Annotated in this window: 38 protein-coding genes, 1 tRNA gene and 1 pseudogene; 21 read left to right on the plus strand and 19 right to left on the minus strand. The window is 33.5% G+C overall.

Features of this window, described 5'->3' with window-relative positions:
• Positions 1-116: 116 nt before the first annotated feature.
• From GQ593_RS01670 to GQ593_RS01725, 12 genes are all read right to left on the minus strand, one after another.
• Positions 117-1,136, minus strand: coding sequence for a DUF968 domain-containing protein (locus GQ593_RS01670; protein ID WP_160430335.1), 1,020 nt, complete (start codon positions 1,134-1,136; stop codon positions 117-119).
• A gap of 3 nt (positions 1,137-1,139) precedes the next feature.
• Positions 1,140-1,484 carry a hypothetical protein gene (locus GQ593_RS01675; protein ID WP_160406165.1) on the minus strand — a complete coding sequence of 115 codons (345 nt, stop codon included), beginning with the start codon at positions 1,482-1,484 and terminating at the stop codon, positions 1,140-1,142.
• A gap of 9 nt (positions 1,485-1,493) precedes the next feature.
• On the minus strand, positions 1,494-2,240 hold the full coding sequence (locus GQ593_RS01680; RefSeq protein ID WP_160430336.1) for a phage antirepressor KilAC domain-containing protein: 747 nt from the start codon (positions 2,238-2,240) through the stop codon (positions 1,494-1,496).
• Between the two features lie 198 nt (positions 2,241-2,438).
• Positions 2,439-3,197 carry a hypothetical protein gene (locus GQ593_RS01685; RefSeq protein WP_160430337.1) on the minus strand — a complete coding sequence of 253 codons (759 nt, stop codon included), beginning with the start codon at positions 3,195-3,197 and terminating at the stop codon, positions 2,439-2,441.
• Positions 3,198-3,201: 4 nt separating this feature from the next.
• Positions 3,202-3,558, minus strand: a complete 357-nt coding sequence (locus tag GQ593_RS01690) for a RusA family crossover junction endodeoxyribonuclease (protein ID WP_160430338.1) — start codon at positions 3,556-3,558, stop codon at positions 3,202-3,204.
• A complete protein-coding gene (locus GQ593_RS01695) occupies positions 3,476-3,739 on the minus strand; it encodes a hypothetical protein (RefSeq protein WP_160430339.1) in 264 nt (87 codons plus the stop codon). Before GQ593_RS01695 ends, GQ593_RS01690 begins: the two co-directional genes overlap by 83 nt.
• 45 nt (positions 3,740-3,784) lie before the next feature.
• A complete protein-coding gene (locus GQ593_RS01700; RefSeq protein ID WP_160430340.1) occupies positions 3,785-4,537 on the minus strand; it encodes a phage N-6-adenine-methyltransferase in 753 nt (250 codons plus the stop codon).
• Complete coding sequence (locus tag GQ593_RS01705; RefSeq protein ID WP_160430341.1) at positions 4,530-5,249, minus strand: replication protein P; 720 nt, start codon at positions 5,247-5,249, stop codon at positions 4,530-4,532. Before GQ593_RS01705 ends, GQ593_RS01700 begins: the two co-directional genes overlap by 8 nt.
• Positions 5,246-6,187, minus strand: a complete 942-nt coding sequence (locus tag GQ593_RS01710; RefSeq protein WP_160430342.1) for a helix-turn-helix domain-containing protein — start codon at positions 6,185-6,187, stop codon at positions 5,246-5,248. The genes GQ593_RS01705 and GQ593_RS01710 overlap by 4 nt, the downstream gene beginning before the upstream one ends.
• Positions 6,184-6,375 carry a hypothetical protein gene (locus GQ593_RS01715; protein ID WP_143421904.1) on the minus strand — a complete coding sequence of 64 codons (192 nt, stop codon included), beginning with the start codon at positions 6,373-6,375 and terminating at the stop codon, positions 6,184-6,186. Before GQ593_RS01715 ends, GQ593_RS01710 begins: the two co-directional genes overlap by 4 nt.
• 58 nt (positions 6,376-6,433) lie before the next feature.
• The gene (locus GQ593_RS01720; protein ID WP_160430343.1) at positions 6,434-6,919 is read right to left on the minus strand and encodes a YmfL family putative regulatory protein; all 486 of its coding nucleotides are present in this window, start codon (positions 6,917-6,919) and stop codon (positions 6,434-6,436) included.
• A 26-nt stretch (positions 6,920-6,945) separates the two neighbouring features.
• Positions 6,946-7,131: a Cro/CI family transcriptional regulator gene (locus GQ593_RS01725; protein WP_065611330.1), complete on the minus strand. Its 186-nt coding sequence runs from the start codon at positions 7,129-7,131 to the stop codon at positions 6,946-6,948.
• A gap of 100 nt (positions 7,132-7,231) precedes the next feature.
• Between GQ593_RS01725 and GQ593_RS01730 the strand changes: the two genes are divergently transcribed.
• Together GQ593_RS01730 and GQ593_RS01735 are read left to right on the plus strand one after the other, a co-directional pair.
• Positions 7,232-7,879, plus strand: a complete 648-nt coding sequence (locus GQ593_RS01730) for a LexA family protein (protein ID WP_160430344.1) — start codon at positions 7,232-7,234, stop codon at positions 7,877-7,879.
• Positions 7,876-8,373, plus strand: a complete 498-nt coding sequence (locus GQ593_RS01735) for a hypothetical protein (protein ID WP_160430345.1) — start codon at positions 7,876-7,878, stop codon at positions 8,371-8,373. The genes GQ593_RS01730 and GQ593_RS01735 overlap by 4 nt, the downstream gene beginning before the upstream one ends.
• 490 nt (positions 8,374-8,863) lie before the next feature.
• Here the strand turns inward: GQ593_RS01735 and GQ593_RS01740 are convergent, their stop codons facing one another.
• Both GQ593_RS01740 and GQ593_RS01745 read right to left on the minus strand, forming a co-directional pair.
• Entirely contained in the window at positions 8,864-9,388 is a 525-nt protein-coding gene (locus GQ593_RS01740; RefSeq protein ID WP_091125741.1) for a hypothetical protein, read from the minus strand.
• A 449-nt stretch (positions 9,389-9,837) separates the two neighbouring features.
• Positions 9,838-10,026 (minus strand): hypothetical protein, encoded by a 189-nt coding sequence (locus tag GQ593_RS01745; RefSeq protein WP_160430346.1) that lies wholly within the window; start codon positions 10,024-10,026, stop codon positions 9,838-9,840.
• A 262-nt stretch (positions 10,027-10,288) separates the two neighbouring features.
• Here GQ593_RS01745 and GQ593_RS01750 point away from each other — a divergent pair, with 262 nt between their 5' ends.
• From GQ593_RS01750 to GQ593_RS01815, 14 genes are all read left to right on the plus strand, one after another.
• Positions 10,289-11,056, plus strand: coding sequence for a hypothetical protein (locus GQ593_RS01750; RefSeq protein WP_160430347.1), 768 nt, complete (start codon positions 10,289-10,291; stop codon positions 11,054-11,056).
• Between the two features lie 49 nt (positions 11,057-11,105).
• On the plus strand, positions 11,106-11,993 hold the full coding sequence (gene rdgC / locus GQ593_RS01755; protein WP_160430348.1) for a recombination-associated protein RdgC: 888 nt from the start codon (positions 11,106-11,108) through the stop codon (positions 11,991-11,993).
• A 181-nt stretch (positions 11,994-12,174) separates the two neighbouring features.
• On the plus strand, positions 12,175-12,357 hold the full coding sequence (locus GQ593_RS01760; RefSeq protein ID WP_091125755.1) for a flagellar FlbD family protein: 183 nt from the start codon (positions 12,175-12,177) through the stop codon (positions 12,355-12,357).
• Positions 12,350-12,565 carry a hypothetical protein gene (locus tag GQ593_RS01765; RefSeq protein WP_160430349.1) on the plus strand — a complete coding sequence of 72 codons (216 nt, stop codon included), beginning with the start codon at positions 12,350-12,352 and terminating at the stop codon, positions 12,563-12,565. The genes GQ593_RS01760 and GQ593_RS01765 overlap by 8 nt, the downstream gene beginning before the upstream one ends.
• Positions 12,566-12,568: 3 nt before the next feature.
• Positions 12,569-12,832, plus strand: coding sequence for a hypothetical protein (locus GQ593_RS01770; protein ID WP_160430350.1), 264 nt, complete (start codon positions 12,569-12,571; stop codon positions 12,830-12,832).
• A 14-nt stretch (positions 12,833-12,846) separates the two neighbouring features.
• Positions 12,847-13,023: a hypothetical protein gene (locus GQ593_RS01775; RefSeq protein WP_160430351.1), complete on the plus strand. Its 177-nt coding sequence runs from the start codon at positions 12,847-12,849 to the stop codon at positions 13,021-13,023.
• Between the two features lie 67 nt (positions 13,024-13,090).
• Complete coding sequence (locus GQ593_RS01780; protein WP_160430352.1) at positions 13,091-13,606, plus strand: HD family hydrolase; 516 nt, start codon at positions 13,091-13,093, stop codon at positions 13,604-13,606.
• Positions 13,607-13,611: 5 nt separating this feature from the next.
• Positions 13,612-14,460, plus strand: coding sequence for a ribosomal L7Ae/L30e/S12e/Gadd45 family protein (locus GQ593_RS01785; protein WP_160430353.1), 849 nt, complete (start codon positions 13,612-13,614; stop codon positions 14,458-14,460).
• Positions 14,461-14,496: 36 nt separating this feature from the next.
• A complete protein-coding gene (locus tag GQ593_RS01790) occupies positions 14,497-15,213 on the plus strand; it encodes a hypothetical protein (protein ID WP_160430354.1) in 717 nt (238 codons plus the stop codon).
• A 29-nt stretch (positions 15,214-15,242) separates the two neighbouring features.
• The gene (locus GQ593_RS01795; RefSeq protein WP_160430355.1) at positions 15,243-15,725 is read left to right on the plus strand and encodes a hypothetical protein; all 483 of its coding nucleotides are present in this window, start codon (positions 15,243-15,245) and stop codon (positions 15,723-15,725) included.
• A gap of 14 nt (positions 15,726-15,739) precedes the next feature.
• Entirely contained in the window at positions 15,740-15,952 is a 213-nt protein-coding gene (locus tag GQ593_RS01800) for a hypothetical protein (protein WP_160430356.1), read from the plus strand.
• A 63-nt stretch (positions 15,953-16,015) separates the two neighbouring features.
• Positions 16,016-16,615, plus strand: coding sequence for a 3'-5' exonuclease (locus GQ593_RS01805; RefSeq protein ID WP_160430357.1), 600 nt, complete (start codon positions 16,016-16,018; stop codon positions 16,613-16,615).
• A gap of 59 nt (positions 16,616-16,674) precedes the next feature.
• Entirely contained in the window at positions 16,675-16,875 is a 201-nt protein-coding gene (locus tag GQ593_RS01810; RefSeq protein ID WP_160430358.1) for an excisionase, read from the plus strand.
• Positions 16,860-18,005: a site-specific integrase gene (locus GQ593_RS01815; RefSeq protein WP_202115333.1), complete on the plus strand. Its 1,146-nt coding sequence runs from the start codon at positions 16,860-16,862 to the stop codon at positions 18,003-18,005. The genes GQ593_RS01810 and GQ593_RS01815 overlap by 16 nt, the downstream gene beginning before the upstream one ends.
• 150 nt (positions 18,006-18,155) lie before the next feature.
• On the opposite strand, the gene GQ593_RS01820 is transcribed toward GQ593_RS01815, so the two are convergent.
• Positions 18,156-18,338 carry a hypothetical protein gene (locus GQ593_RS01820; protein ID WP_202115334.1) on the minus strand — a complete coding sequence of 61 codons (183 nt, stop codon included), beginning with the start codon at positions 18,336-18,338 and terminating at the stop codon, positions 18,156-18,158.
• 364 nt (positions 18,339-18,702) lie between these two features.
• Here GQ593_RS01820 and GQ593_RS13540 point away from each other — a divergent pair, with 364 nt between their 5' ends.
• From GQ593_RS13540 to GQ593_RS01840, 5 genes and pseudogenes are all read left to right on the plus strand, one after another.
• Complete coding sequence (locus GQ593_RS13540) at positions 18,703-18,942, plus strand: hypothetical protein (RefSeq protein ID WP_202115335.1); 240 nt, start codon at positions 18,703-18,705, stop codon at positions 18,940-18,942.
• 111 nt (positions 18,943-19,053) lie between these two features.
• Entirely contained in the window at positions 19,054-19,209 is a 156-nt protein-coding gene (locus GQ593_RS14120; RefSeq protein ID WP_202115336.1) for an integrase core domain-containing protein, read from the plus strand.
• Between the two features lie 153 nt (positions 19,210-19,362).
• Positions 19,363-19,929, plus strand: a complete 567-nt coding sequence (locus GQ593_RS01830; RefSeq protein WP_160430360.1) for an NAD(P)H-dependent oxidoreductase — start codon at positions 19,363-19,365, stop codon at positions 19,927-19,929.
• A gap of 75 nt (positions 19,930-20,004) precedes the next feature.
• Positions 20,005-21,074, plus strand: a pseudogene (locus GQ593_RS01835) (IS3 family transposase); the annotation flags it as partial.
• A gap of 298 nt (positions 21,075-21,372) precedes the next feature.
• Entirely contained in the window at positions 21,373-21,942 is a 570-nt protein-coding gene (locus GQ593_RS01840; protein ID WP_160430361.1) for a hypothetical protein, read from the plus strand.
• Between the two features lie 200 nt (positions 21,943-22,142).
• Here the strand turns inward: GQ593_RS01840 and GQ593_RS01845 are convergent, their stop codons facing one another.
• From GQ593_RS01845 to GQ593_RS01860, 4 genes are all read right to left on the minus strand, one after another.
• Complete coding sequence (locus GQ593_RS01845; RefSeq protein ID WP_160430362.1) at positions 22,143-22,670, minus strand: STY0301 family protein; 528 nt, start codon at positions 22,668-22,670, stop codon at positions 22,143-22,145.
• A gap of 123 nt (positions 22,671-22,793) precedes the next feature.
• Positions 22,794-23,321, minus strand: coding sequence for an STY0301 family protein (locus tag GQ593_RS01850; protein WP_160430363.1), 528 nt, complete (start codon positions 23,319-23,321; stop codon positions 22,794-22,796).
• Between the two features lie 598 nt (positions 23,322-23,919).
• Complete coding sequence (locus GQ593_RS01855; protein ID WP_160430364.1) at positions 23,920-24,657, minus strand: carbonic anhydrase; 738 nt, start codon at positions 24,655-24,657, stop codon at positions 23,920-23,922.
• 970 nt (positions 24,658-25,627) lie between these two features.
• Positions 25,628-25,703 (minus strand) — tRNA-Asn (locus GQ593_RS01860).
• Between the last annotated feature and the right edge of the window lie 8 nt (positions 25,704-25,711).

The raw sequence follows: 25,711 nt of genomic DNA on the forward strand, positions 1-25,711 counted from the left end.
AAACAGTCTGCACTCTATTTATTGCTCAAACTCCACAATAATGTCATTTTACCATCTAGATATCTAGACGTAAAGAAGCCCAAAATTATTTATCAATAAAATTTAAAAAGTTATTGTTACGTGATTACTTTCATACCAAAAACTCGATCCAAAAATTGAATTAACAATAATATCTGTGAACCGTGCTTTTGTTCCCACTCTTCGGTGTTCTTATGCAATTCGTTGTGATGAATTCTGCAGAGTGGCAATGTAAAGATATCATGAGCCTTTCCTCCCATCTTGCCTTGACCATAACCAATTATATGGTGTGGATCATCAGCTTGATTACCACAGCATACACAAAGTTGAGTTTTTACCCACTGAGTATATTTTTCACATTCCCAGCGTTTTAATTTTGGCCTTAACATGAATGATTCCGGTGATTCAGGATTCACTGCGATTTTCTTAACTGGTTTAAATAATGCTTGTAGGTGTTGGTGTGTGTTATTTATTTCATTTTGTAATCTAGGTTTTGAACGATCATCACTAGCAACTAATTCAGATTCTTTGTAAACAGATTTTATTTCTTCAATTGGCCTATTATGTAATAACCTGGCCATGTTCTCGGGTATGAGTTCATGCAGTTTGTTGATTACGGCCCACCACGCTAATTCTTGAATTGATAACAGATGATTACTGTCATGTTTTAACTGGTTTATAACACATTCGATTAGAAATTTTTTTAAGTTGCGCTTTGCTAGCGTTTTCACATTATCATCAATAACTAAATCTTTATTGTGATGCCAGCACACACGAATAGCTGAATTGCCAACTTTTTCATTCACTAATTCATGATGACAATACTCGCCATCTTCTAACTGACATTTATATCGTTGATTTAAAAAATAATCAAAGTTATATAGATTTTTTAGTTTATTAACTACTGTGTCATGTAATATAAATGGATCGATATATTTATTATTTAATAATGGTTGCTCATCTTGAATAATACCCGATTTAATACCCGCGTACTCTTCACCACTTTGAGAAATAATAATACGATTACCTGTGCACAGTTTTTTTAGTAACTCTGCACCAGGTTTTAAAATAATAATTCCAAGCTCGGGTTGATAATAAGGAGTAAGTAATGCTTTCATTGGTTAATGAAATATCCTAGTACTATTAACATAGTCAGTCAGTTCCTTTTTCATTACCTGACGCACACCTTCAAGAATTATCGGAAATCTACCATCCCAGAAATATGGCACGGTTTCATCACCATCACCCGTTGATAAGTTTAAACCAAACCATTCTGCTTCTTCATTTATTACCCAGTATTTTTTATTTTTACCATTAACTTTGACATACTCAACCCGAACAATACCTAGTCTTTTAATTTTTTGTAATAATCTCTCTGGAGATAAAGTAACATTATGAATAAGAATTAATTTATTAAGATTTTCTGCAGTACAACCAATATATGAATTATTTGTGTTATTAATCATTTTATACTCCTAAGAAATAAAACCATCGTTGATAAGTTTGTTAGTCAGCCATACACGGCCTTTTCCTGTTATTAGTGTTGTGTATGCCGTTCTAACTTCTCCATTCTTAGATTCATAATGACTTTCTTTTAGTGTGAAATAACCTTGATCTATATATGATTGTCTTGGAGTATTGTGCCTTCGTCCCTCAGAATTTAAATATTTTTTCTTTCTCAAGTAATTAAATAATTTAATCGGTCCTACTTTTATGCTTTTTGCATAATTTGAGATGCTTTCTCCATTTTGTGATAACGATACTTTATCTGCATAAGCGACTTTGGGGGCATCTTGTTGAACTTTGTATTCTAATTTCAATTTTTCTTCAGCAAGTTCAGCAGCTAGTCTCAAGGCATCTGGCAATGTCTGAGGTATTACTATTTGACGATGATAAAATTTGGTTTTTAATTGTTCAAGAACAATTCGTCTAACCTTTTTTGATTCTCTCATTGCAACTAACATACACATATCTTGTGTTAGCTCAAAATAAGTAGATTTTGTATTGTTTAAATTTTCTACTACAAAAGTTTTGTAGTTAAAATCTGACAGCTCATCAGCTACTCTTTCATGAAACTGGTTAACCCTGACAGCGTTCTCATTTTCTTCTAGCCTTACCTTGTTGATCATTTCTAATAGATCACGGCTAGACATGGTAAATTGATTGCCTGACGGCATTGTTGATGTGGCATTACCTACCACCATAGAAGATTGGCTATACATTTTAATACTCCACTTGTTTTCAATACACGCTTAACATCTGCCTTGTTAAGCACCTTTTCGCAACATGTCAGTCTGCACTCTGACAATTGATACGATAGCAAACTGAATATAACTTTTCAAATAGAACTAACTTCATATCCTTTCAATATACTAATGAATCCACTTAATATATAAAAATATCTTCACTAGTCTCGATCGTTAGTTACTTAGTAACTCGTTAAGATAAAGCACTTCTGTTTTTATATTTAAAAAATCATATATTATTTTTGCTTTTTGAAAAAGTTTTTCATCATGAGTTATGAAAAGATCCGTATAAGAGGCATAAATAATATGGCCAATATCGTACAATCTTGACCTAGAATTTTTCATTTTTTCTGGATAAATATTTTTCAGTTCGCAAAGATGAAATAGAGCCTCGATTGCATTTTGTCTGAAATTAAAACTATTTCGTATTAATGACAGTGTATTTTCATCCTTGTAAACTATAATATCTGAAAAAGCTTCAGATTCTATATTTCTTAAGTGATCGATCAACACATCGAAATCAGATTTATCAAGCATCTTTTGTGAGTTATTTTTTTTTATCGATTTTATAGTTTTTAGCCTTTTTTTACTAAAAGATTCAACACAATCATTTAAGTAACTATCGCTGATGGCTCTATTATAACACGTACCTGGGTATTCAGTTCTAAATACAACACTATCATCTTTCGGTCTTATTGAGTTTTTCCCAAAAAAATAAGTAAAATATCCTATGTCCCTGATAATTACTTCATCATCAACATCACTATGTCTCTTAGAAACGGCTAATTCTTCTAAATGAGCAGGACTAAAAAAGAAACAATGTCCATTTAATTTGTAGTTGGCTATTTTCTTTTCTAATTCTTCCGAATTTATTTCGGATGATTTTTTATCTTTTAGAAAAATTAACACATTGTAATCTAAATAAATTTTCATTTTTTTATTCCAATTTTAAAATATTGATTAATAATTTACCATTTTTAATTGACTCACACCACTCAGATTCAATCCTTTTTATTTGACTATCATCAACCCAAACGCCCGCTGTTGTGAGCGAATCAAACAAAGCTTTAAAATAATTATCCATATCACGCCTGATATTATTAGGCGGATAAAATTCAACTTTGACAGCAACATTATCTGTAATTGGTTTAGGCTTCTTTTTTAACTGCTCATATACTGCAGCAATAACCGCAGTTTTATATTTTCGACCTTTAACACTTAATAGCGTTCTGCCATTCAAGTTGCGCCAGTAAGTATTCATTGATGGAGGGAATGGTAAAACCAAAGTTATCATTCGCTATTAATCCTTTTATGCTTTGTTGTGTTGATGCTTTTAATACCCAGCCTTGAAATGCTGATTCCATATTTTTTCTTAAATATCCGCCCTTTCGGTCCTTTCTTAAATGAATATCAGGACACCCTTTTTTACGCATTGTTTTTTCAAACTCCATGCGTTCTAAATTAATATTTATCATTATTTGACCCTACATTCATATACAACATTACCAACATAAAAAGCATTAAGCTTTTGGCATAGCCTCCATTCTATTTACCAAAAACCGAGCAGCATTATTAATTTGCTCTGGCGATAGCCGATCAATAATCATTTTGTTAATGCTTTGTTTAACTTTTGTTTGATGTTCAATTGTTAAATTTTTTGCATACTCAATTGAATTAAATATCTGGTCAACCTCTTTTGGCCATACAGCACTCACCGCAGGATCTGGTAATGTTTCCTTGATTTTTTCGTATGTTGCATAAATTTCACTTCTATCAACAAATGAAACACGACAATCACCAAATGCCTTGGGATTGAATACCGCAAATAATGAACCTCGGTTATTACCGTTAATTTTTTGCTTATTATCAGAACGGACAAACGAAATACGACCATTAACAATAAAATAAATTTCACTAGCTAATTTTCGTAACTCGTTAAACCATTCAACCGACGTATCAACGGGTAACAACATCACGGTACCAACCCCGCAATCTGCGGCTTCTCGTGCCTTTTTGACCCATGGCAATATACGAGAGTAAGGTGGATTGCAGAAAGCAAAACCGCTTTTTAAGTGTGACCATCCATTTAGTAACGAATCATATGACTCAGTTAAATAATTCAAATGCAAATGATTGTGATCACTAGCAGCCACATCACAAACAAAACTAAAACGAGCATTTAAAAATTCATATAACTCAATCGGCGTTTGCCATAGATCTTTTATATCTGAATCAGTTTTGCTTTTTGAATGTTTATAATCAACTTTAGCCATTTTCTGCTATACTCCTTTTTGCTTTCTCTCTCGCCCTTTCTCTCATCGCGTTGACTGCATCAGAATTGCAATAATATACGCCGTACCCTGATTTTTTTTCTTCAAGTTGGACACGAATTTCAGGTATTACTTCACCGTTACTCAATTTTTTTGCCCATTTGTTGATTAGCATTTCGGCACGCTTTTCAACCTCGAACTCAGATTGATTGTATTGGCGCATGTGCTTTCTCAGATCGGTAACAATCCAGTACATAACTGGATGAGACCACGGGAATTGCTCTGCTGTTTGACATGAAAAACCAATCTCAGCACTATACTTGTTGAACTCTCGCATAACTTGAGCAACTGTTGGTAACCCCATATCTGATGCCTCGCCCTCTTTGCACCATGAAATAAATTGACCAGGCGATGGGACAAATGGTGTGTTTTGTTGGCGTGCTTTCTTCATACCAATTTCAAACTGACGTAACGTTGTTATGCCGTTTTCTTTAAATGCCAGTAACCATTGGTTTTTGAACTCATCAAGATCTATCTGAGTTTTTATTAACGCCGTTATTGCAGGGAATACCTGTTTTAATTGGATAAACAATTTGTTAAAGTTTTTTTCAATTTCACAATTAAATTTTGGCGTTCCAATACATGTATTTTGGTGGCTAACATTTTTTTTTATCGCAATTTCAGATGCGCTGTAAATTTCGTTTAAAGGTTTCATTGTAGGACCTCCTCACGTAACCACCCTGTACTATTCCAATCAATTTCAGACGATTTGTTTACCACTGTTTTACTATCAGATAGCATTTGAGTCGTGAGGATCATCCATTTCTCAGAAAGGCTCGACGGTGACAAAATGTTTTTAAACCAAAATTCATGATGATTAGCCCAATTAAAAACTTCTAATATTTCTCGTGTCCGCTTGTTGACTCGTTTTTTTAACAACCGAATCTCATTGCTCCATCGTGGCCAATTAGGTTCTTGGTAAGTTGGGTTAATCTCAAGCACTTTTTGATAAATATACTGGGCTACTTTCAAATCATCTTTTGAACCCCAGTATTTTCCGTTTGCTGAATAAATTTCAGCTTGAGGATGTTTTTCTAAAAATTGGGATAATTTATCAGCGTCGGAAATTTGACTAAAATTTCCAGACCCTAATTTATTATTATTTATATTATTATTTATATATGGATCGGGGTCAGATTCTGTCCGGTCAGGATTTGACCCCTGAGAATTTCCATACCCTGATGAAGCGTTGATAATATTAGGAATTTGATTTTCTGACAGGTCAATTTCTGTCGGGTCAGTTTTTGACCGGTCAGAATGTGACGGGTCAGAATTTGGCTGGTGAGAATTAACAATTTCTAAAGCTAGTTTTTGTAGTTTTTGGACATTTATACAATACAAATTACTGTCATTCCGTTGACCATTTCGACGAGCTTTTACATATAACCAATCATCTTTCTTTAGGCTGCTAAGGGCTAACTTAACAGCACTTTTACTTGAGCCAGTTTGGCTGACAATTGTATCAATTGAGGGGAAACTAACCCCCTCATCATTGGAAAAATCAGCTAACCTTAGTAAAACTAATAATTTAGTGCCTTTCATTCCACTTGTAGCACAAACATCCCAAACATAGGAAGTTAACTTGGTACTCATAGATTAACCTCTTTGTTATTGTCGTTATTCAAACTTTGTTGTTTGATTAGAAAAGACCACAAAAATTCGACAAATTGGTGGCTGACAGGTGTCCAGATGTGATTTATCATGGCTTCATATTCAAAGCCTGATTGTGAAAACTTACAACGCAATTGCGTTACAGTACAATTTAGTGTTAAACTATTCATGCGACTAATACTCCACAAGTGTTTTTTCGCAACCGACCGATAGCCTTCTGCAAAATTGCTATCGGTCACCCTTTCCAAAAATCATCTCAGTTATAACGATAATTTCACTCAATCTACATTGAATTGCATACGACGTAGCTTTTAATGACTTTTTCTCTTTTTTATCTAATATTCCATCTGCAGTAAATTCATTATGTTGCCGACAAAATTGACCCAGTTCTGCAATCAGATTATTAAATTTATTTAGTAACTCGTCGTTATCAAATTCATTAAATTCAGGCAACTTAACAAAAACACCGCCTCGATATTTTGCAATTGCTTCTGTAATAACATTAGAATTGGCTTCTGCTTCCATTTCTAATATCATTCCCAGCGGTACCATTTGCCCATTTAATTGCCGCACACGATTGCGTAATGCGTTTTCTGTACCCGATGTTGGATCTAGTCGTTTCGCCATCTCAGGGTACTTACCGTCAAATGATGTGATTAACTGATGAATTGCATCGGTTATCTCTTTCGGTGTTGGATAATTTCTATTGTCCACATTTACCTCTATTCTTGGTGGTTGTTTTAATGTTTATTTCGATATAATTTTGTATCAACTTTTAATGCTCCATTGGTTATTTCCTGAATCCGATACGCATTTTTTTCGGGAATAATGTCTCCCCATTGAGAGATAGCCCCTTTTGATATACCTAAACTTTTAGCTAATGGAGTTACACCATTAAAATAATTTAAAACGATATTTTTGAACATTTACGCCTCCTTTTTGTTTAGTTTTCTAAATATTATATGTTTATTTATCTAAAGTCAACAGGTGTTAAGATAACTAAACTATTTATTAATAGGTGTCTTTATGAATACAATTGGATCTAGAATAAAACAAAAACGAACAGAACTGGGCTTAACCCAACGCGAACTAGCTAAATCAATAAAAGGGGCAAACCATTCTTCTGTTTCGCAATGGGAGTCAGATATATCTACACCCAGTTCTAAAAATTTATTTGATCTGTCAATTGCTCTTAATTGTGATTTTGCGTGGTTATTAAAGGGAAACTTTGAATCTAATATAGTCCCAGTAGAATTACATTCATACAAAGTACCATTAATTAGCTACGTCCAAGCTGGAGCGTGGACAGAGTCTTGTGAACTAAGAGACTCTACAGGATTTGAATATATAATAACCTCTTTAGATCTATCAAAAAAAGCATTTGCACTTAAAATAAAAGGGGATTCCATGGAGCCCGAGTTTAAAGAAGGTGATTTAATAATCGTAGATCCTGAAGTACTGCCATATCCTGGTGAATTTGTTGTCGCAATGAACGGCGAATCAGAAGCAACCTTTAAAAAATATCGTGAATTAGGTTATGACAAGCATAATAGGATGCAGTTTGAATTAATACCATTAAACCCAGATTATAGCCCCATGAGCACATTAAACCAGCAAATACGTATAATAGGTACAATGGTTGAACATAGAATATTTAGGAAAAGACGAGTATGAAATATAAATGTATATCATTAATTTTATTGTTGAGCTGTATGAGCAATATGGCTTATGCGGACTGGGAAGTAAAAAAAGAAGGTCAAACAGAAATAACAGCGAGTATGCATGCAGAAAGAAGCTCTGAAGAAAACACTTTAATATCGATTGGTTGCACAGATCTTTTTAGTGTAAATGATAATGGAGATTTAACATTTTTCATTTATACAGAAGACCCTAATTTTAAAAATGCAGGTGAAATAGATGTTTTAATTGAAGATCTTAATAATAACTCTACTAGAAAAAAAATGTTTTCTAGTGATAAATATATAGTGCTAGAACAAGGAAGTCATGATGTTACAGAAGTGTTTAACTTCATGAAACATAAGAAACGTATCATTGTTACAATGAAACCATTAACAAAGAATACTAAAGCGGAATTCATTGCATTTTTTGATCTTGATAACTACGATAGTATCGTTACAGATGTAGAAAAAACGTGCAAAATAAAATAACAATAAAATAGTGACCTTATCAGGTCACTTTCTCCTACCATAACGTTTACCTTTCTAAAATTATTTTATTATTCTATAAAAATAATATTGACTTTTTTGTTTAGTTATCTAAAATTAGATGCAGTTAATTTTACATAGCTCTTTAAAAATCAAAACATCTAATTAATTATTCTTGTTTTCAGTTCGTCGTATTTGAAACCCGTTTCTGATTCCATGAATTCTACTGCTGAAATTGGATAACCGCATAAAGCGCATGAAATGCTTTTCACAAAAACCGCTTCATCATTTGGATTTAGCTTAGGTTCATGTTCGAAAAGATATTCGTGGCTTTGGCATATAACACAACTGTGTTTTATTGTTTTAATCTCGTCCATAGTCTTAGATCTGTTAATCAGTTAATTAGAGTTATTCATTATAATAAAATACTGAATTTATATACAGTGTTTTTTAATGAATTGTTTTGATAGTTCTTTAAAAATCAGGCTCAATATCAATTATCAGATTCGCTTTCTGGATAAAGTCCCGTATTATTTTTTAAATATTCAGATTGATTAGGTAAATCACCAGCTAACCAAGATATGATTTTTTCAAATTTAGTTAGCTTTATTGGAGGATTATCTCTAAGACCTAGACAAATAGCTGCTCTTTGTTGTGCAGCGTTACGTAGAACAGAAAAAACATGGCTATCATCTTTTTCCATTAATTTTAGTTTTGATGCTAATTGGTCATTTTCAAGAGAGTCAACATCTCGAATTAATGCCAAATATTGATAAGCTCTGGATTGTGCTACCGCTGAATTTTTACCAAATTGGTAAACTGAGTTAAATGCAGCAACACATGCTATCAGTCCACCATAAAAAATAGTACCTCGAAAATCCGCAAAAACAGCGGCGCCAAAGAATAAGATTAGAAATGATAAGAAACGATCTACCCTACCACACAATGTGGATTGCATTTTCTCTAAAGTATATGAGTAATTAATATCATAAATAATGTCGTGTCTTATTGTTTCCATTTTATTCACCTTTTAACTTTTCCGTTGCGGTTTTGGTGGTGGCACAGGCCTTTCATTAATTGGCTTATGTGCATCAGGCTTAGGGGCATTCATAATTAACTCCTTAAGGTTGGTGTTTGGCGATTCCAATCTTACCACGATGGCTGTGAGTGGTAAATAATCAGCCACCATTTCGTATATTTAACCCAATTGAGGTAATTGATACTGAGCCTGCATTTTATATGAACGTAATATATTAAGCTATTTAGCTCTTTAAAAATCAGGAACAGCATTAACTAAGTGTTTAATCATTTTGGAGGTTTGTATGTTGGCTCAAAATAATCTTTTATCTGGAACAGATAAAGAAAAAATAAAAAACGCAATTTTAGAAAGCGTCTCTAAAGCAGATGCTAGTTGTTACGCTAGCCTTGAAAAATTAGCCTTACAAGTTTGCAAGGCTATTAGTACAGTTAATTCTTATCCAGAGGATCATCCCCAAGGTCACTCTCTAAACGTGACGATAGCTCTAAAATAAAATCAGCTACATCATCAGCCGATTTTTTATCATAAGAGTCAGAAGAAATTATTGCATTTGGGTTAGTTTGTAAAATTTCTCTCGCTATTGCTATAGCAAATTTTTCTGCCTGATATTTTTTCATATTGTTTCCTTTTTTATCTGTTGTGGTTGTTTAAATTATATCAAAATTCCTTGCTGTTGTGGTGACAAAAAGGACACTTGAGCCTAACAAGTATAAAGATAGGCACACTTAGTTAATGCAGTTCCTGATTACAGAATGTTAGTGGAGTAAATCGTACGCTCTTGGAGTGCAGACCAGAGCGTTTTTATTACTAACAAACCATGTGTGTCCTGTGCAGAGGGCTCACGAACAAAATTATTTACAACATTTGTGGAGGATGGAAATGACAGATAAAACATTAAAAGACTTGTTATTAGAAGGTGTTGACCGTTTTAATAATAGTGATAAACCTGCATCAATAATTGATGAAGCACTTGAAGGATTATTTAAAAATGCAATTGAAAGCGAGCTTAGCCCGTATGGCGATTTTGGGCGAGCGGTAAAAGAGGCGGTCAAAGAAACATTACCTGCCAATATTCAAGATGTTATTTCTCTACCTAAATATAACCAATTAATTGTCAACTCACTTCAACAGCAATGGCTTTCATCGAATGTTGAGCAAAATTTTGTGGATAAAGCGACAAAAATGCTTAATAACATTATTAATGAATACCCTATTCCTGAATATATTTATCTTTCTGATTTACTGGAGGCTTTTGTTGAAGAATATGCAGAGGAAGCAATGGAAAACGATTGGGACAACCCAGACATTCGGATCAATGAAAGTGATTATGACCATGACTATATTAGTATCTATTTTGATAAGAAGCCTAAAGAGAGTTATTTAGAAAGACCTAAATACTTATTGGATAACAACCTAGGTTGTTGCCGTTTAGACGAAAAAATAAAAGGTAAATGCGGCGAATATGATGATGAATATTACGCTTATGAAGTTTATTCAGCAAGAATTGCTGGCGAATGTATTGGAAAATTGATTCAACCTACAAACACAAAATATCAAAACTTAATTATTGCTCTTTATTACGGACAATCAAAACTTGTATTTGACTGTGATATAGACGACTTTATTTACCCGAACCATTGCGATTAATTAAACATCTTAGTGCAGAAAGATAAAATAAAAATGTGGAGTATTAAATATGTTTTTCAAAAACCTAATTATTTATCAATTCGATAAAAACAGTAGCATAGAACGTTTAGACAACAACATGTTAAAAAACATGGCGTTCACACCATGCGGACCAACGGACTCAATTAAAAAAGGTTTTGTTTCGCCAATTAATGACGATGACGTATTAAAATTACAGGTCCAAGGGCACTCATTATTAAAGTTACGCATTGAAAGCAAACTGCTACCGGCATCTGTTATCAAGAAAAAAACTTCTGAACGAATTGAACAGCTTGAACAAAAACTTGGTCGTAGCGCAACTAAGAGCGAAAAACATTGTGTAAAAGATGAGGTTATTATTGACTTATTGCCCGTTGCATTCACAAAAGATCAATACGTCTATGTTTGGATTAATGATAAAGATAAATTTATAGCGGTAGAAACAGCCAGCTTTAAAAAAGCCGAAGACGTTCTTGCGCTGATAAGAAAAGAATTAGGCGCATTAGCACTCAAACCACTTTCTGTTGAAAACAATATATCATTCACGTTAAAAGAATGGGTATGTAATGACAGCACTCCACCTAACTTTTTTGTACTCAATGATGCAATGTTAGCCGACCCATTAGACGGTAATGGAAAAATAAAACTTATTGACGAAAACCTCACTGCAGAAGAAGTCAAAAGTTATCTAAATGGTGGGCATGAAATTAAATCGCTATCGTTCTCATATAAACAGCAAACAGTTTTTACAGTAAATACTGAGCTCGTTTTTTCCAAAATTAGCTATTCATCTGAAATGTTAGATGAAAATAGCGATATCTCACTAGATGATAAAGCAAAACGAATAGAAGCTGATTTCTTTTTAGTTGCTAATGAACTAGCTAATTTAATCAACGATTTTACTAAAGCGGTGCAATAACGTAGGTGGCGTCTGGTATATGCGTTGATAATTAGTGTTAGCAGTGATCTGTTCCTTAGCAGTTAGCCCACTAATTTGAAATATACAAGCCAAAATGCTTTCCAGACGGTAGCCACGCCGTTGGCGACAGAGTGGCAATTACTTAATACAACAATAGTTAACTGCTAAGAGGAGTTTATAATTGGCTAAGTTTATTGAGGTAACAGACCAAGACGGTAAGATGTTAGTTAACATAGAATGCATTATTTATATTCAAGAAACCGATAGTATTGAAACAGTTATTGAAATACTTAATGACAAAACCCTTTTTGTTCAAGAGCCATACGAAGAAATAAAATCAAAACTGGAGATTGCTAATGCCTAAATTAAATTGGCGTGATGCTAGCAAAGAGTTGCCTGACGGCACCGATGAAGACGGACTTCCAATGATGTGCTTGACATTATCGTTTCATAAAAATAAACCAGTGTTTAGTGAAAATTGGATTCATAGTACAACAAAAACGTGGGCGTATGGTGATGATAAAGTTAAATATTGGGTTTATCTAAGTGAAATACCATTGCCTGAGGAGTAAATTATGATTACAGATGAAGAGTGGAAAAAGCTAAAAGTTGGGGATGTTATTTGGTATACAGATCAACATGCATTAACTCCCGAAAAATTAATAATCACAAAAATAACCAAAAATAGTGTTTATTGTGACAAGACAAGGATTGATAAGGAGAGTTATTTATTGCATTCAAGTTTAAACGACGCAACGCGAGCTGTAAATTTTAGATTAGAAAAACGAATTGAAAAAATACAGCATCAAATTGACAAAAATTTAAAACAACTGGAGTAAGAATGAGCGTGATTATGTCAACTAATAAACCGGTTAGAGTGGACCAAATAAGTTTGGTTTGTTCAATTATGAAAGAAATAGATGAACAAAACAATGGTTGTTTTATCACATATGATCAGATGAACACAATCATAAAAGCCGCAAATATTATATGCGATGAATTTAATAATAAGGATTCTAAAAAAGAATAATTTTTCAAGAATTTTTAAATTACAAATAACGAGTGCAGACGTTATTAATTAAATGTGGAGTATTAATATGACTTGGATTACAACCTATTCAGGGTTACATTTTGATTACAAAAACCCTATCATCGATTCAATCTGTATTGAAGATATCGCAAAAGGCTTATCTCATGAATGCCGTTACACTGGGCAGCTTGATAGATTTTATTCTGTAGCTCAACATTCTATTGAATGTAGTTACGTTGTTGCCGATAAATTTAAATTAGAAGCATTGTTACATGATGCTGTTGAAGCGTACTGCAAAGACATCCCGTCACCACTAAAAAAATTATTACCTGATTACCGCCTGGTTGAAGACAAGGTTGATCAAGTTATCAGGCAAAAATTTAATTTGCCATTAACTATTTCTCCCGAAGTTAAACAAGCTGACCTTATTTTATTAGCAACTGAGCATCGTGATATAGCTAATGATGGCAAAGAATGGCCAATGTTGAAAGGCATTCCATTGCTTGAGAGAAAAATAGAGCCTGTACCAAGTGGTGTTGCTTATAACCGCTTCATGCGTCGATTTTATGAGTTGTTGGGGTGAAAATTATGATTAAGATTAAAAACTTCATTCCGGCAAGGCAATTCAAACATAACCCAAATAGATTTAATGTTATGTCATCAGGCATGGGGACTCAATCAAACGCAATTATTTGTATGATCCATGCAGGAATTTTACCAAAACCAGATGTTATTGTTGCTGCTGATACAGAGCGAGAAGCTTCAAACGTATTTGAGTATCAAAAAAAACACATTCAACCTTTATGTGATGAAATGAACATTCCATATTATATAGTTCCAAAATCACAATTTACTAATGTTGATTTAGTTCAGCCATCTTCTGGCATGACTTTAGCCGGATATTATTCAGAGTGGGATGGTCGAAAAGAAAATGGAGAATGCAGAGGAAAACAACCAGGATACTGTTCAGCTCGATGGAAAAGAGAAGTAATAGAACGGTTTTTAAATAAAAAATACGGGCAATCATATCTAACCAAAAGAGGGGTCGATATGTGGATGGGGATGTCACTAGATGAGCCCAAACGCATCAAAGTAACAACAGGCAAGTGGCATCGTGTTTACCCGCTATTTGAAATGATGATTACAAGACAAATGGCAATTCAATTTGTTGAGCAATATGGCTTACCCACTCCTCCCCGTTCTGCATGCTGGATGTGTCCAAACAGAAGAGAAAGCGAGTGGTTATGGATGAAAGAAAATGTTCCAGAAGATTTTAAAAAAGCATGTGAACACGAGAAAGAAATACAGAAAGATAATCCTCATCTCTGGTTAACAAAATATGGAGTCCCTCTTGCAGACGCCCCTCTAAAATCAAACGGAATGGATGAGCAATTAGATTTAGTTCAGTTCTGCGATTCTGGAATGTGTTTTGTTTAACACGATAAACAAATTAAATAACTATAGGAAGTAAAAATGGCAGAATATGGCGTAAAGGTTAATAGTTCTAATTTTATTGAAATCTCATCTGGGCAACAAAAGTTTTTAGTTCTAACTACTGCACGTGATCCCATGATTGGGGACATATTAATTATCAAGGATAGAAACGATCCTGGTAACTCAGTTGAAGCGATTATTACCAGTTTTGACATTGAAGCAAATGGAATTGAAAACGGTTTTATCGTTGTCAGCATTGATATTAACTCCAAAGACCAAAGTGCAGTTGTAAAACAATCTCAAACAGATGAAAAGATTATTTTATTAAATAAGAAACTATCTGAATTAACTAAAAAATATAATGCATCATGCAACAATTACAACGAATTAGATAATGAAAAAACTAAAATTAATGAACTATTGAAAAAAGAAATAAAAAAAAGTGACAGTATGCAAGAAGAAATATCTTCACTAAAAGAGGAAATCTCAAAACAAAAAAATGAGTTAGCAAGAAATCATAACACAATAAAAGACCTTCAATCTGAGGTTAAGAAGCAAAAGGATAGCATAGAATGGTATCAAGTTCGAAATGATGAGTTAGCTAATTTAAATGCATCTTTGAACCAGGAAATACATAGCATAAAAAATAAAAATGACATTATGAATAAAGCAACCGAACATGTAGTTCCTGATAGTTATATCAAGCTAAGAAGCCTAACCAAAAACTTATTATCTTATATCGATAGTAATTTATAACTGCAGTTAATAAATGCTAGAACGTAATTATGAAAAAGAAGCGAAACAAAAAATATAACTCAACACTAAAATATCAACAAATATCTAGAATTGTGGCCAAAGATTACATGATCTTAGATATCACTGCTATTGATGTGTTTGTTTATTACAAAGGTTCTGAAATAAAACCTAAATCATTTGAAGCAAGGATGTTAAACGAAGTGCGTTATAAATGGCAAATAATGGCGGGTGTTATTTGTCGAGATCAGCTAAAACGCGAATATTTAAAAACCGACACATTTATAACGGCTAATGAGTATTTTACATCTGAACTATCTGATTATCTGGCAGAGTTTCAAGCTGATCTTTGGGAAACGGCCAACCCATTACATAGATTAACTCAATTCTGGTTAGCTACACCAAATAAAACTGAAATTACAGAACAAGTTGTCATGAAAATGATTAATAGTAAAAAAGGTTTTAATAATTTTATGACTGTGTATGAGTACCAACAAAGCAAAGTCACATTTTAAACGGAGTGATATACATGAATAAAATCAGATATTTAACAGAAGATAAATTATTGGAAATAGCTGGAAGTTACGATCGTGAAAACCCACCAACCACTGAGATGGTTATGGCTGTCGAAATACTAAATCGTAGAGCAGAAATTATGTTAATAAAAAGAAAAGTTTATTCAACAAAACAAAGAATAGATAACGATATTGAAGAACTATATTTAGATATAGAACGACTATAAAGCATGGAACAAGCGATTGAGGGCTAAATATGACTAGATATAGCAAACAAGGAGAAAATTAAAATGACAATTAATACAGTTATTATTGATATTGAAACATTAGATACAAAACCGTCGGCAATTATATTGTCAATTGGAGCATTTGCATTTGATAGATTTAATTTAAATGAAACGTTAGAAAAAATAGAAATGGTTGAAATTTCAGGTTGTTACAGTGATCATCATCTATACCTGTCATGTGACCTGCCAGACCAATTATTTTATTCCAGTCGAACGATCAGCAATGAAACGCTAGAATGGTGGAGATCTCAAGTTGATAAAAAAATTGCATCCCCTGCACCAGGGCATTCTCACTTAGAAGAAGCTCTTAAGAAATTAATATCTAAAATAAATGAATGGAAAAAAATTAACCCTGATATTGCATTTTATTTTAGAGGAACAAATTTTGACCCGATTATTTTAGAAAATGCATTCAATGAATATTCATTACAAACGCCGTGGTTATATTATCAGGTCAGAGATGTTAGAACATATATTGATGCATTAACACGAACAGCAAAAGGGAAAATTGAAAACTATACATCGTCATTTAATTTTTTAAAACATAACGCACTACATGATGCAATGTTCGATGCAGAGCAAATGTGTTTGGTTTCAAAATAATTGTTAAGTTGCAGATAACAATTATTTAATAATTTTGTGGAGTAAAAGGAGTGCAAAAAATGATACGTTATTTACCAATTTCTAAATATTGTAGCGAATATGGCGACACGGTAGGTGCTGTAGATAAAAGGCTAAAACGTGGCATTTGGGCTTTTGGAGTACATGTTTTCCGTGTTGAAGGCATAAAAGAACGTCAGGTAGATATAGTAGCGGTTGATGAATGGAAAGGAAAGGAAAAGCAAAAATGTCGCGTGGTGTAACAATTCGAAAACACGCAAACGTTCAAACATTAATTATCACATTTACGTTCAAAGGTGTTTGCTGTCGTGAACCGCTACGAGGCCTACCAGTTACGCCATCAAACATAAAATATGCAGAACGGCAAAGAGGTGAAATATTAAATAGTATTGAGCGCGGAACTTTTAATTATGCTGATTTCTTTCCAAAGTCAAGCAAGCTGAAAATATTCGGCTATTCGAGTAAAGGATTAAAAGTTAAGAGCTATTTAGATAGTTATTTATCTTTATGTGAAAAACGAAAATTATCTCCATCAACGATCAACGGCTATCAGAAGTGCATTAATGCACTTCATGATCTTCATGATATTTGCATAACTGAATTAACACCAGGAATTATAAAAAATTGGGTACAAGAACAAACAACATCAATTAAGACTAAACGTAACAACCTATCTTATCTAAAATCATCTCTTGATGATGCCATTATTGATGGGATAATCTCTATTAATCCCGTTCAGTCTGTATCAGTATCTAAATATCATGACAAAAGCACAGAGCAAGATAAAAGTGATTACGTTGTTGATCCTTTCTCGCCTGATGAAGTTAATGCAATATTACAATGTTGTAGCAATGAACAATGGGAAAATTTATTTAGGTTCGCTTTTGCAACAGGCATGAGGTCAAGTGAGCTTTGCGCATTAAAATGGAAAAATATCGACTTTATTAAAAACAAAGTACATGTAAATTCTGCTCTAGTAGTTGGAGTTGAAAAAGGAACAAAAACAAAAGCGGGAACTCGTATTATTGATCTGGATAATAATGCACTAATAGCATTAGCTAAACAAAAAAAATTTAGTTTTTTACATAATGAGTATGTTTTTTTGGATCCAAAAACAAATAAACAATGGGAAGGTGCTGATGCAATACGAAAAAAAGCTTGGGTACCAGTGTTAAAACGATCTGGAGTACGCTACCGCAACCCGTATCAAACTAGACACACGTTTGCAACATATCATCTAAGCAACGGTGTTAATCTATTCTGGTTAGCAGAGCAAATGGGCCATAAAGGGCCAGAAATGTTATTCCGGCATTACGGTTCGTACCTTGAATCATATGATGGTAATACATCAATCAAAAAAGCATCAAAATAAAATGCACGCCCAATGCACGCAAAAAACAAACAAAATAAAAAATCATTATTATTTATATTGATATTGAAATCTGGACGCGGGTTCAACTCCCGCCAGCTCCACCACTTAGTCCTTTGTCATCCGCATTAAGTTAAATTTATAAATAAATTTTTACTTAACATACAATTCAGATGTATCTAATTTAAATTCATCATAAATATCAAGTTTTTTCATAATATGCGCTAAAACTTGATTAATAGTTCGCATTCCAACTAATAACTCATCCATATAAATATCTGGATGTAATCGCGATGAATTGTAACCTAAGCTTTCCTTTTCTGCTTTACAGCCCAATTCATCGTTTGACGCATAAACTGTAGAAATTTCTCGCGTTGTTTACAGTAATTTGAGACATGACTGTAATGAATATACATAAAAAGCAAAATTAACGCTTTATAACAGACAAGAAATATGGCGTCTATATCATAAAGAAAAAATAACCGTCACTGATTTAGCTAAACGCTTTATGGTGAGTCGCTAGGCCATTTATAGCGTGCTAAAGAAAGCTCACTTGAAGCTTTTTGTCCCTTTAACCAGTAAAGAATGAACGTTATAGAACCATCAGTTATGGTATTAAATGTCTGGTTAAAGTTAAAAAATCTATTGAAGATAAATTAAGACGGCAAGCTAAACGCTATAACAAACCTATCCGGGTGAAATGCTACACGTTGACACCAAAGGTTTACCGTTACTTAAAAATGAAACGCAACAGCAAACTAGAGACTATTTATTTGTCGGCATTGATGATTTTTCACGTGAGCTTTATGCAGGTATTTACTCTGATAAATCCCAATTTAGCTCAGCACAGTTTTTACAAAATGAGGTGTTAGCCCAATGTCCTTATACCACTACATGTATTTATTCCAATAATGGACGTGAATATCAAGGCACCTGCTAACCCCAATTTGTTAAAATGTATCATAACCATCATATTAATCAAAAATTTACCAAACCCGCCTGCCCACAAATGAATAGAAAGCCGAAAGAGTAATACGCACTTTGAATTGAGATGTGGCATAATCAGCAAATATTTAGCGACTCAAAAGATAGAAAACAAAAGCTTAAACACTTTATTAATTTTTATAATACAGTTAAACCGCATAAAGCGATTTCGGGGAAAACACCTTATGAATTTTTAGAGGATTATTTTAGCTATGAAGTGTAAACAACTCGGTGTTTTCCTACACATTAAATAATATGACGCCGATTGAGTATAAAACCCTAAAACAAGCAGCCTGATTTTCTACGTCAGTTTTGTACTAACATGGGGTATCTACACTTCGTTATCGTAAATTTTAAAAAATAAGGAGATTTTACAATGAAAACACTAATAATTTATTCTCATCCATATGAGCAGAGCTATAATCATGCCATTTTAAATAAAACTATATCACTTTTGAAAGAAAGTGGAAAAGATTTTGACATTATTGATTTATATAAAGACGGTTTTAGTCCCGTATACACTAGTGAAGAATTAAAATTATTTAGTACGGGACAAACAACAGATCCTTTAGTAGAAAAATATCAAAAAATGATAATGGATGCATCCGATATTGTATTTATCTTTCCTATCTGGTGGAATGATTTGCCAGGAATCTTAAAAGGTTTTATTGATAAAGTCTTTAAGAAAAATTTTTCTTACGTTGATACTCCAACAGGCGTAAAAGGAAAGATTCGCAATATTCATTCAACTACAGTTTTGACTACTTCATCATCTCCCACATGGTTTATTCGTTTCTTTGCTGGGAATGCCATTAAATCTGTTTTTATTAAATCAACTTTGAAACAATTAGGAATTAAGAATGTGACTTGGAAAAATATGGGACAAATTAGGACAGCTTCTCAAGAGAAAAGACAACTATTTTTGAAAAATATTAGATTGTAATGTGTAACTATCCCATAAAATAGTACAGCAAAAAAGTAGAAAATTCTCTATGATAAAAGTAAAGGGGATTTAATTATGAAAAAAATGACTGAACATCAAATCGTCGCTATTTTAAAAGAAGCTGAAGCGGGTATTCCCGTTAAAGAACTCTGCCGTAAATATGGCATGGGTAATTCAACTTTCTATAAATGGCGGGAAAAATACGGCGGAATGGAAATTTCGGATATCAAACGCTTAAAGGAGCTGGAGGCTGAAAACCGTAAGCTTAAGCAGATGTTTGCCGAGCTGAGCTTAAAATCCCAGCTTCAGGAAGAAATTATAAAAAAGCTTTAGTGCCCACAAAGGCACGTAAAACGTGGGCACAGCAACTACAACAAAATCATTTAGTTACTATTGCTATGAGTTGTGCCATTGTTGGCTTAAGCCGTTGTGCTTACTATTATCAACCTAAGTTACAGGATGATTCGGTGATTATTTCGGTGTTGAATGCTATCACAGACCGGCATTTACGCTGGGGCTTTCCTAAATGCTTTAATCGTATCAGAAAGCTCGGCTATAAATGGAATCATAAACGGGTGTATCGGGTGTATTGTGAATTAAAGCTTAATCTCAGGGTAAAGCGTAAAAAACGTATCTCCCCACGAACACCAGAAAAGCTATTGGTTCCTAATAAACAAGGTGAATGTTGGTCAATGGATTTTATGAGTGACAGTAGTGGTAATCAACGTCGCTTTAGGACATTCAATGTCATCGATGACTTTAATCGTGAGGTGCTAGGCATTGATATTGCAGTAAGCTTACCGGCAGGGAGAGTTACCCGTTACTTAGATAAATTGGCTGAATATCATGGGTATCCATTAAAAATACGAGCCGATAATGGACCGGAATTTACAGGAAAAACCTTTATAAACTGGGCTAAATCACATGATATAGCCATTGATTATATTGAGCTCGGCAACCCATATCAAAATGGGTATATTGAACGATTTAATCGCATCTATCGCACAGAGGTACTAGACTTATATCTATTTAATAATCTGGAACAAGCAAGAAAGATAACCGAATAATGGCTAACCAGTTATAACAACGAAAAACCTCATGAAGCATTAAATAATATGACGCAGATTGAGTATAAAACCCTAAACAAGGAGTATTATTTTCTACTTGAATCTTGTACTAAGTTTGGGGTATTTACACGTGAGCTTTATGGGGTCATATACCCCGATAAATCCCAATTTAGCTCAACACAGTTTCTACAAAATGATGTATTAGCCCAATGTCCTTATATCATTGAATGTATTTATACCGATAACGGACGTGAATATCAAGGGACAGGTTGTAACCACCCCATAAAACAGCACAGTTTTAAGACTGCTGCTAAGATAGCATTTCATTGCTTTTCAAATATGTTAAAATGCAAATAAATTAGGATAAGGAAATAATATGATAACAATTAATATGTTAACTCAGAATCAAAAGCTATCTGATTTTGAAGATGTCATCGCGTTCTTTGATAAGATTTATGAGTGTATCCCTTGCGAATCAGAGCTAAGCACAAAACTGGATCGAAATGCTTTCTATGCTTTTGTTGTCATTCATACCATTAGTCATTGGCAAAGTGATGGTTGGTGTAATCTTTTATGGAATTATGCTACAGCAAAATATGTTGTACCAGCAATGAAAGCAGTAAATTTACCGCAAATTGCAGATGCTTTTGAACAAGTAGAACAAACTTATCCCTTTTCCTATTCAGAATGTGAAAATGAGAAAGAATTATGTAGTTTAGGCAATTTTATTGAAAACCCACGGCAAAAGCGCAAATACATTTCGTCAGAAAGGTTACTAGCCATGTCAGATGAACAACGTCAAACCTATTCAAAAAATTTTCTCGCTAAATTGCAAATATTAGATGAGTTAGTTACACCCTTATGGGATTATCAAGCACCCGAACAAGAAATTTGGCAACCTGTCATTGATTTTATAAATCAACATATAGAAAAGCAATCTATATAACGATTTAATCAAACCAGATTTTCATTATTTATTTCACTTGCTCCAATATGGTTATAAGTGTGATAAAGGACTATATAACACGCCAATTTCTGACAAAAGTAAAAGGCAGTCACAAACAACTACCTTTTACTATCTTTATTGAGGTATAACTTTTGTGGGAAATGTAAACATATCCCCGAAATATCCAAACTAATATTAATTTATTTTGCTTTTTCAGTACTACACACTAATTTAGCAAGTGTTCCTTGATGCTGATCTTGGGTGTCAACTGCCCAACAAGTTTTCAGTGATGCATCAATAGGCTTTGTCAATTGTACTTCGTTATTGTAGTTATAATTACAGCTAGCCCAAAAGCTCAGTTTATTAGTATCATCACTGCTCTCTAACAACCAAACTGCCTGATATTTTTTCCCATTTATCGTTGCGGGCTTGGGTTTTATTCGTTTTGCTGAATCAGTTGATTTTCCGGAATATACTTCAACTTGATTGAGTCGAATAAGAGAGCTGGTGTGAGCGATATCTTCTGGCAAAATTAAACCATTAATTTTATTCTTATCATAGCCTTTTTCAGACACTTCCCAGCCTTCAGGCACAACTTCTAGTTCAGGTTTAGCATATTTTATTTTTACCGATTCGGGACAAACTATCTCTTGATTTGCATTAGCTGAACGGCAAAGACTCCCCCCCATTACGACAATTGCAGCTAGACTTAAAATTTTACCTTTCATGTTTGCTATTCCTTCTTAATCTTATAAAAAATGCAATGATTTCTAATAGTTAATATCATTTTATTAAGTTAAATGCATTAGACTATTAACTATCTAAACCAAGGCTATTTTTGCTATCTAACTTTATCCGATGTTAGAGCTTAAACTAACTTTATTTTCACGTTTAGAATATGATTGTCGACCTTCATGTATTTTTTTATCGCAATTTAGTTTTACTTTCATATTACCTTTTGCATCTTTTGAAGAGATTACCCAGCAGGTTTTCATAGTCGGATCGATGTGTTTTATCAGGCGAACCCGATTACGTGAATAAGAACAATTAAACCAATAACCAGTATCATTAGGTGTATCATAACGAGTATCAACACTCCATGAATCCTTATATTTTTTACCTTTAATGGTAGTTGTAAAGGGTATCATCTGTCCTAAATTCACTGGTTTACCATGGTATACTTCACCACTATCAACTCGCAACAACAGATTTTTTTGTTCGAATATTTGCCACCCTTCAGGTAATGTTTCTAATTCGGTGGGGATAGCGTTTACCTGAACAGAATCAGGGCAAGTTATCTCATAAATTGCATTAGCTGAAAGGGGCATACAAGCTCCAGCTAATAATATTATGGCAATACTAAAAATTTTTCCTTTCATGTTAACTATTCCTTTTTAATTATAAAAAACACTATTTTTAGTGTTGAATAATATAACCTTTTTTAAAATTTAAGTCATTAATCATTTATATTAGGTGATCAATTGTGGATTAAGTACATTATTACAAACCCAACTTGTTTTGTAATTCATGCAGGATTAAGTATTGCTGCTATATTGGTGGGCGCAATTGCTCTTGAGCTGGAGAAACTTTTCTTTGATGATTTAACCTTAATTTGCCAATAATCATGCTTTCATCCCTAAAAGCATATAACGATAGGTGGTTCAGTTAGTTTAACCTATCCACTCGTATTTATAGAATATGATTGAAGACAATCAAGATGCTGAGGCACTAAAGATAAGATAAAGATAAAAAACACCTGAACATAAAATCAATAAAGCAGTCCTGATTATATGACTTTTCATGTTTTGACAGGATATTAATATTATTTGATGATAGCGTAAAATTTTTATACGGTATTCGTGTAATGTTTAATGACAAAAAGCCATTAAAAAATACATTATATATTTTAGTGTGTTATAAGTGATAAGTGCAGTAATTATTGGCTCTACTCGCTCTCACCGATAGAGCCAAAAAGTATTAATTAACTATCACACGACCATTTAAAGGCTGGATTGGACGGTTGTTATCATGATGCATGATTGAGTGGAATTTTTCAATTTGTTTGGCAGACACGCTACTTTCTTGTTCTAACACAATCCATCGAACACCTTCAGAGCAAGGTGGCGTTGTCAAAGATCCACTAAAGCGATAAAAATCTAACCTATTCGGTAATAAAGTCTTAATATCGACAGGCTGATTTAATGCTGCTGTACCCCCTTCTTCTTCTGGCATTTGTTGCCAAGCTTTCGCCAATTCAGGGTTAGCTTTTCCCTTATTAAACATCAGGCCGATAACCGTTAAGTCGCCCTTGTCGTTTTTATAAACAAAGTGAGCTTCCATCGGAAAGGGTTTACTTTTAATCATATTTTCGCTTGGTGCATGAAAATGGAATTGTTGTAACGTAAAGATTTCATTATCAATTTCTAAGGTATTACCTTCGTTAACATTGATTTGAATGGTATGACCGTTGTTGATGATTTCTTGCTTGCTGGGTTTAAACACCAGTTTAAGTTTATCATGGTGCGTTTTTAGTGCATGTTCAATATTGATCGGCGATTGATTTTTGCCATTTTCACAGGTTGAAAATTCAGGTGAAAGTTTTCCCCAATTTTCGGGTTTAAATTCGCCTTCATAATCCCAATGCGGAGCAGGCTCTACAGCAGCACAAGATAAACTGGTTGCCATTAAGGCTGCAATGATTATATTAAATTTCATGTTGATTTTACGTTAGAAAGTTGTTTAGTGGATACCAAATTATACGCCACAAAAAACCACCTTACTACAATCACACATCATCACTTTTTGATATTTTTATAAAAAAATCGTTTGACATTTATACAAAAAACTAGCTAAAAAATAACCTGTTTTGTTTGGTACTAATTTTACTCAATTTTTATTATGATAATATCTAATTGTTTATGTTGAGTAACTTTTTACAGCTTAAGCATCGTCAGTCGGGGAAGTGCTTTTTGATTTTCCGTCATTAAAGCGCAAAGCTCGCAGGCTCTGCCTGCGCCCCCCAACTGACACGCGGGAGCTGTTCTTTGATAACTTGATCAACAACAGTCATATAAGCACCACCGCGTTCTAAAGACTAAGAACTAAATGCTAAAAGCTAAGGTCAGTACAAATAACACCGAAGTCATCAATGGGGTCATCGTTGTAGATTACATCGTAGTCCTCTCCTTCGACAACAAGCTTGTCGCCATAGTCAGAATCTATAGCGAAGACGTTAGCGTGGAAACCTTCATCTAATACTCGCCTCTTTGATGCTATCTTTACTTTACTCAGATGTTCAAATTTATTCCTAACAAAGCCCAAACTCGCCAAACATCCATACTTGCCGTGCTAATCTCGCTTAATTGTCGACACATTCTAGCGCGGTAAAAGGGCAGCTATATTGACCTTACAATATTATGAGAATATTGTTTGACTATAAAAACCGTTTATTTATCAAGTTGATTTTAATTAATATTTAAAAATAACTACCATGATAACATTCAATCCAATTGTGATCATTTTAATTTCTTTTAGCAACTCATTAATTTTATAAGAAGATTAAAGAATTAAATACATATCCCAAAAAACGTGGTTTTAAGCGTATTTGTTATAACAAAAAAATAAATAGGTAGGTATTTTAAGATACAAAAAACCTGCTATAAGCAGGTTCTAAGAATTCGAAAATTGGCTCCTCCAACAGGACTTGAACCTGTGACATACGGATTAACAGTCCGCCGTTCTACCGACTGAACTATGGAGGAACACTTAA

Origin of the sequence: Gilliamella sp. Pas-s25 (assembly GCF_009795885.1) — a bacterium.
In the GTDB taxonomy this organism is placed as follows: Bacteria; Pseudomonadota; Gammaproteobacteria; order Enterobacterales; family Orbaceae; genus Gilliamella.

What these genes read in the sequence shown, in the direction of transcription:
- GQ593_RS01780 (WP_160430352.1), top strand. Translation starts at nt 13,091, where the DNA reads ATGACTTGGATTACAACCTATTCAGGGTTACATTTTGATTACAAAAAC.
- GQ593_RS01790 (WP_160430354.1), top strand. Translation starts at nt 14,497, where the DNA reads ATGGCAGAATATGGCGTAAAGGTTAATAGTTCTAATTTTATTGAAATC.
- GQ593_RS13540 (WP_202115335.1), top strand. Translation starts at nt 18,703, where the DNA reads ATGCTACACGTTGACACCAAAGGTTTACCGTTACTTAAAAATGAAACG.
- GQ593_RS01765 (WP_160430349.1), top strand. Translation starts at nt 12,350, where the DNA reads ATGCCTAAATTAAATTGGCGTGATGCTAGCAAAGAGTTGCCTGACGGC.
- GQ593_RS01740 (WP_091125741.1), bottom strand. Translation starts at nt 9,388, where the DNA reads ATGGAAACAATAAGACACGACATTATTTATGATATTAATTACTCATAT.
- GQ593_RS01750 (WP_160430347.1), top strand. Translation starts at nt 10,289, where the DNA reads ATGACAGATAAAACATTAAAAGACTTGTTATTAGAAGGTGTTGACCGT.
- GQ593_RS01795 (WP_160430355.1), top strand. Translation starts at nt 15,243, where the DNA reads ATGAAAAAGAAGCGAAACAAAAAATATAACTCAACACTAAAATATCAA.
- GQ593_RS01735 (WP_160430345.1), top strand. Translation starts at nt 7,876, where the DNA reads ATGAAATATAAATGTATATCATTAATTTTATTGTTGAGCTGTATGAGC.
- GQ593_RS01730 (WP_160430344.1), top strand. Translation starts at nt 7,232, where the DNA reads ATGAATACAATTGGATCTAGAATAAAACAAAAACGAACAGAACTGGGC.
- GQ593_RS01850 (WP_160430363.1), bottom strand. Translation starts at nt 23,321, where the DNA reads ATGAAAGGAAAAATTTTTAGTATTGCCATAATATTATTAGCTGGAGCT.
- GQ593_RS01710 (WP_160430342.1), bottom strand. Translation starts at nt 6,187, where the DNA reads ATGAGTACCAAGTTAACTTCCTATGTTTGGGATGTTTGTGCTACAAGT.
- GQ593_RS01770 (WP_160430350.1), top strand. Translation starts at nt 12,569, where the DNA reads ATGATTACAGATGAAGAGTGGAAAAAGCTAAAAGTTGGGGATGTTATT.
- GQ593_RS01745 (WP_160430346.1), bottom strand. Translation starts at nt 10,026, where the DNA reads ATGAAAAAATATCAGGCAGAAAAATTTGCTATAGCAATAGCGAGAGAA.
- GQ593_RS01725 (WP_065611330.1), bottom strand. Translation starts at nt 7,131, where the DNA reads ATGTTCAAAAATATCGTTTTAAATTATTTTAATGGTGTAACTCCATTA.
- GQ593_RS01670 (WP_160430335.1), bottom strand. Translation starts at nt 1,136, where the DNA reads ATGAAAGCATTACTTACTCCTTATTATCAACCCGAGCTTGGAATTATT.
- GQ593_RS01845 (WP_160430362.1), bottom strand. Translation starts at nt 22,670, where the DNA reads ATGAAAGGTAAAATTTTAAGTCTAGCTGCAATTGTCGTAATGGGGGGG.
- GQ593_RS01830 (WP_160430360.1), top strand. Translation starts at nt 19,363, where the DNA reads ATGAAAACACTAATAATTTATTCTCATCCATATGAGCAGAGCTATAAT.
- GQ593_RS01775 (WP_160430351.1), top strand. Translation starts at nt 12,847, where the DNA reads ATGTCAACTAATAAACCGGTTAGAGTGGACCAAATAAGTTTGGTTTGT.
- GQ593_RS01675 (WP_160406165.1), bottom strand. Translation starts at nt 1,484, where the DNA reads ATGATTAATAACACAAATAATTCATATATTGGTTGTACTGCAGAAAAT.
- GQ593_RS01715 (WP_143421904.1), bottom strand. Translation starts at nt 6,375, where the DNA reads ATGAATAGTTTAACACTAAATTGTACTGTAACGCAATTGCGTTGTAAG.
- GQ593_RS01700 (WP_160430340.1), bottom strand. Translation starts at nt 4,537, where the DNA reads ATGGCTAAAGTTGATTATAAACATTCAAAAAGCAAAACTGATTCAGAT.
- GQ593_RS01705 (WP_160430341.1), bottom strand. Translation starts at nt 5,249, where the DNA reads ATGAAACCTTTAAACGAAATTTACAGCGCATCTGAAATTGCGATAAAA.
- GQ593_RS01805 (WP_160430357.1), top strand. Translation starts at nt 16,016, where the DNA reads ATGACAATTAATACAGTTATTATTGATATTGAAACATTAGATACAAAA.
- GQ593_RS01680 (WP_160430336.1), bottom strand. Translation starts at nt 2,240, where the DNA reads ATGTATAGCCAATCTTCTATGGTGGTAGGTAATGCCACATCAACAATG.
- GQ593_RS14120 (WP_202115336.1), top strand. Translation starts at nt 19,054, where the DNA reads ATGTGGCATAATCAGCAAATATTTAGCGACTCAAAAGATAGAAAACAA.
- GQ593_RS01690 (WP_160430338.1), bottom strand. Translation starts at nt 3,558, where the DNA reads ATGATAACTTTGGTTTTACCATTCCCTCCATCAATGAATACTTACTGG.
- GQ593_RS01840 (WP_160430361.1), top strand. Translation starts at nt 21,373, where the DNA reads ATGATAACAATTAATATGTTAACTCAGAATCAAAAGCTATCTGATTTT.
- GQ593_RS01815 (WP_202115333.1), top strand. Translation starts at nt 16,860, where the DNA reads ATGTCGCGTGGTGTAACAATTCGAAAACACGCAAACGTTCAAACATTA.
- GQ593_RS01800 (WP_160430356.1), top strand. Translation starts at nt 15,740, where the DNA reads ATGAATAAAATCAGATATTTAACAGAAGATAAATTATTGGAAATAGCT.
- GQ593_RS01695 (WP_160430339.1), bottom strand. Translation starts at nt 3,739, where the DNA reads ATGATAAATATTAATTTAGAACGCATGGAGTTTGAAAAAACAATGCGT.
- GQ593_RS01685 (WP_160430337.1), bottom strand. Translation starts at nt 3,197, where the DNA reads ATGAAAATTTATTTAGATTACAATGTGTTAATTTTTCTAAAAGATAAA.
- GQ593_RS01810 (WP_160430358.1), top strand. Translation starts at nt 16,675, where the DNA reads ATGATACGTTATTTACCAATTTCTAAATATTGTAGCGAATATGGCGAC.
- GQ593_RS01785 (WP_160430353.1), top strand. Translation starts at nt 13,612, where the DNA reads ATGATTAAGATTAAAAACTTCATTCCGGCAAGGCAATTCAAACATAAC.
- rdgC (WP_160430348.1), top strand. Translation starts at nt 11,106, where the DNA reads ATGTTTTTCAAAAACCTAATTATTTATCAATTCGATAAAAACAGTAGC.
- GQ593_RS01855 (WP_160430364.1), bottom strand. Translation starts at nt 24,657, where the DNA reads ATGAAATTTAATATAATCATTGCAGCCTTAATGGCAACCAGTTTATCT.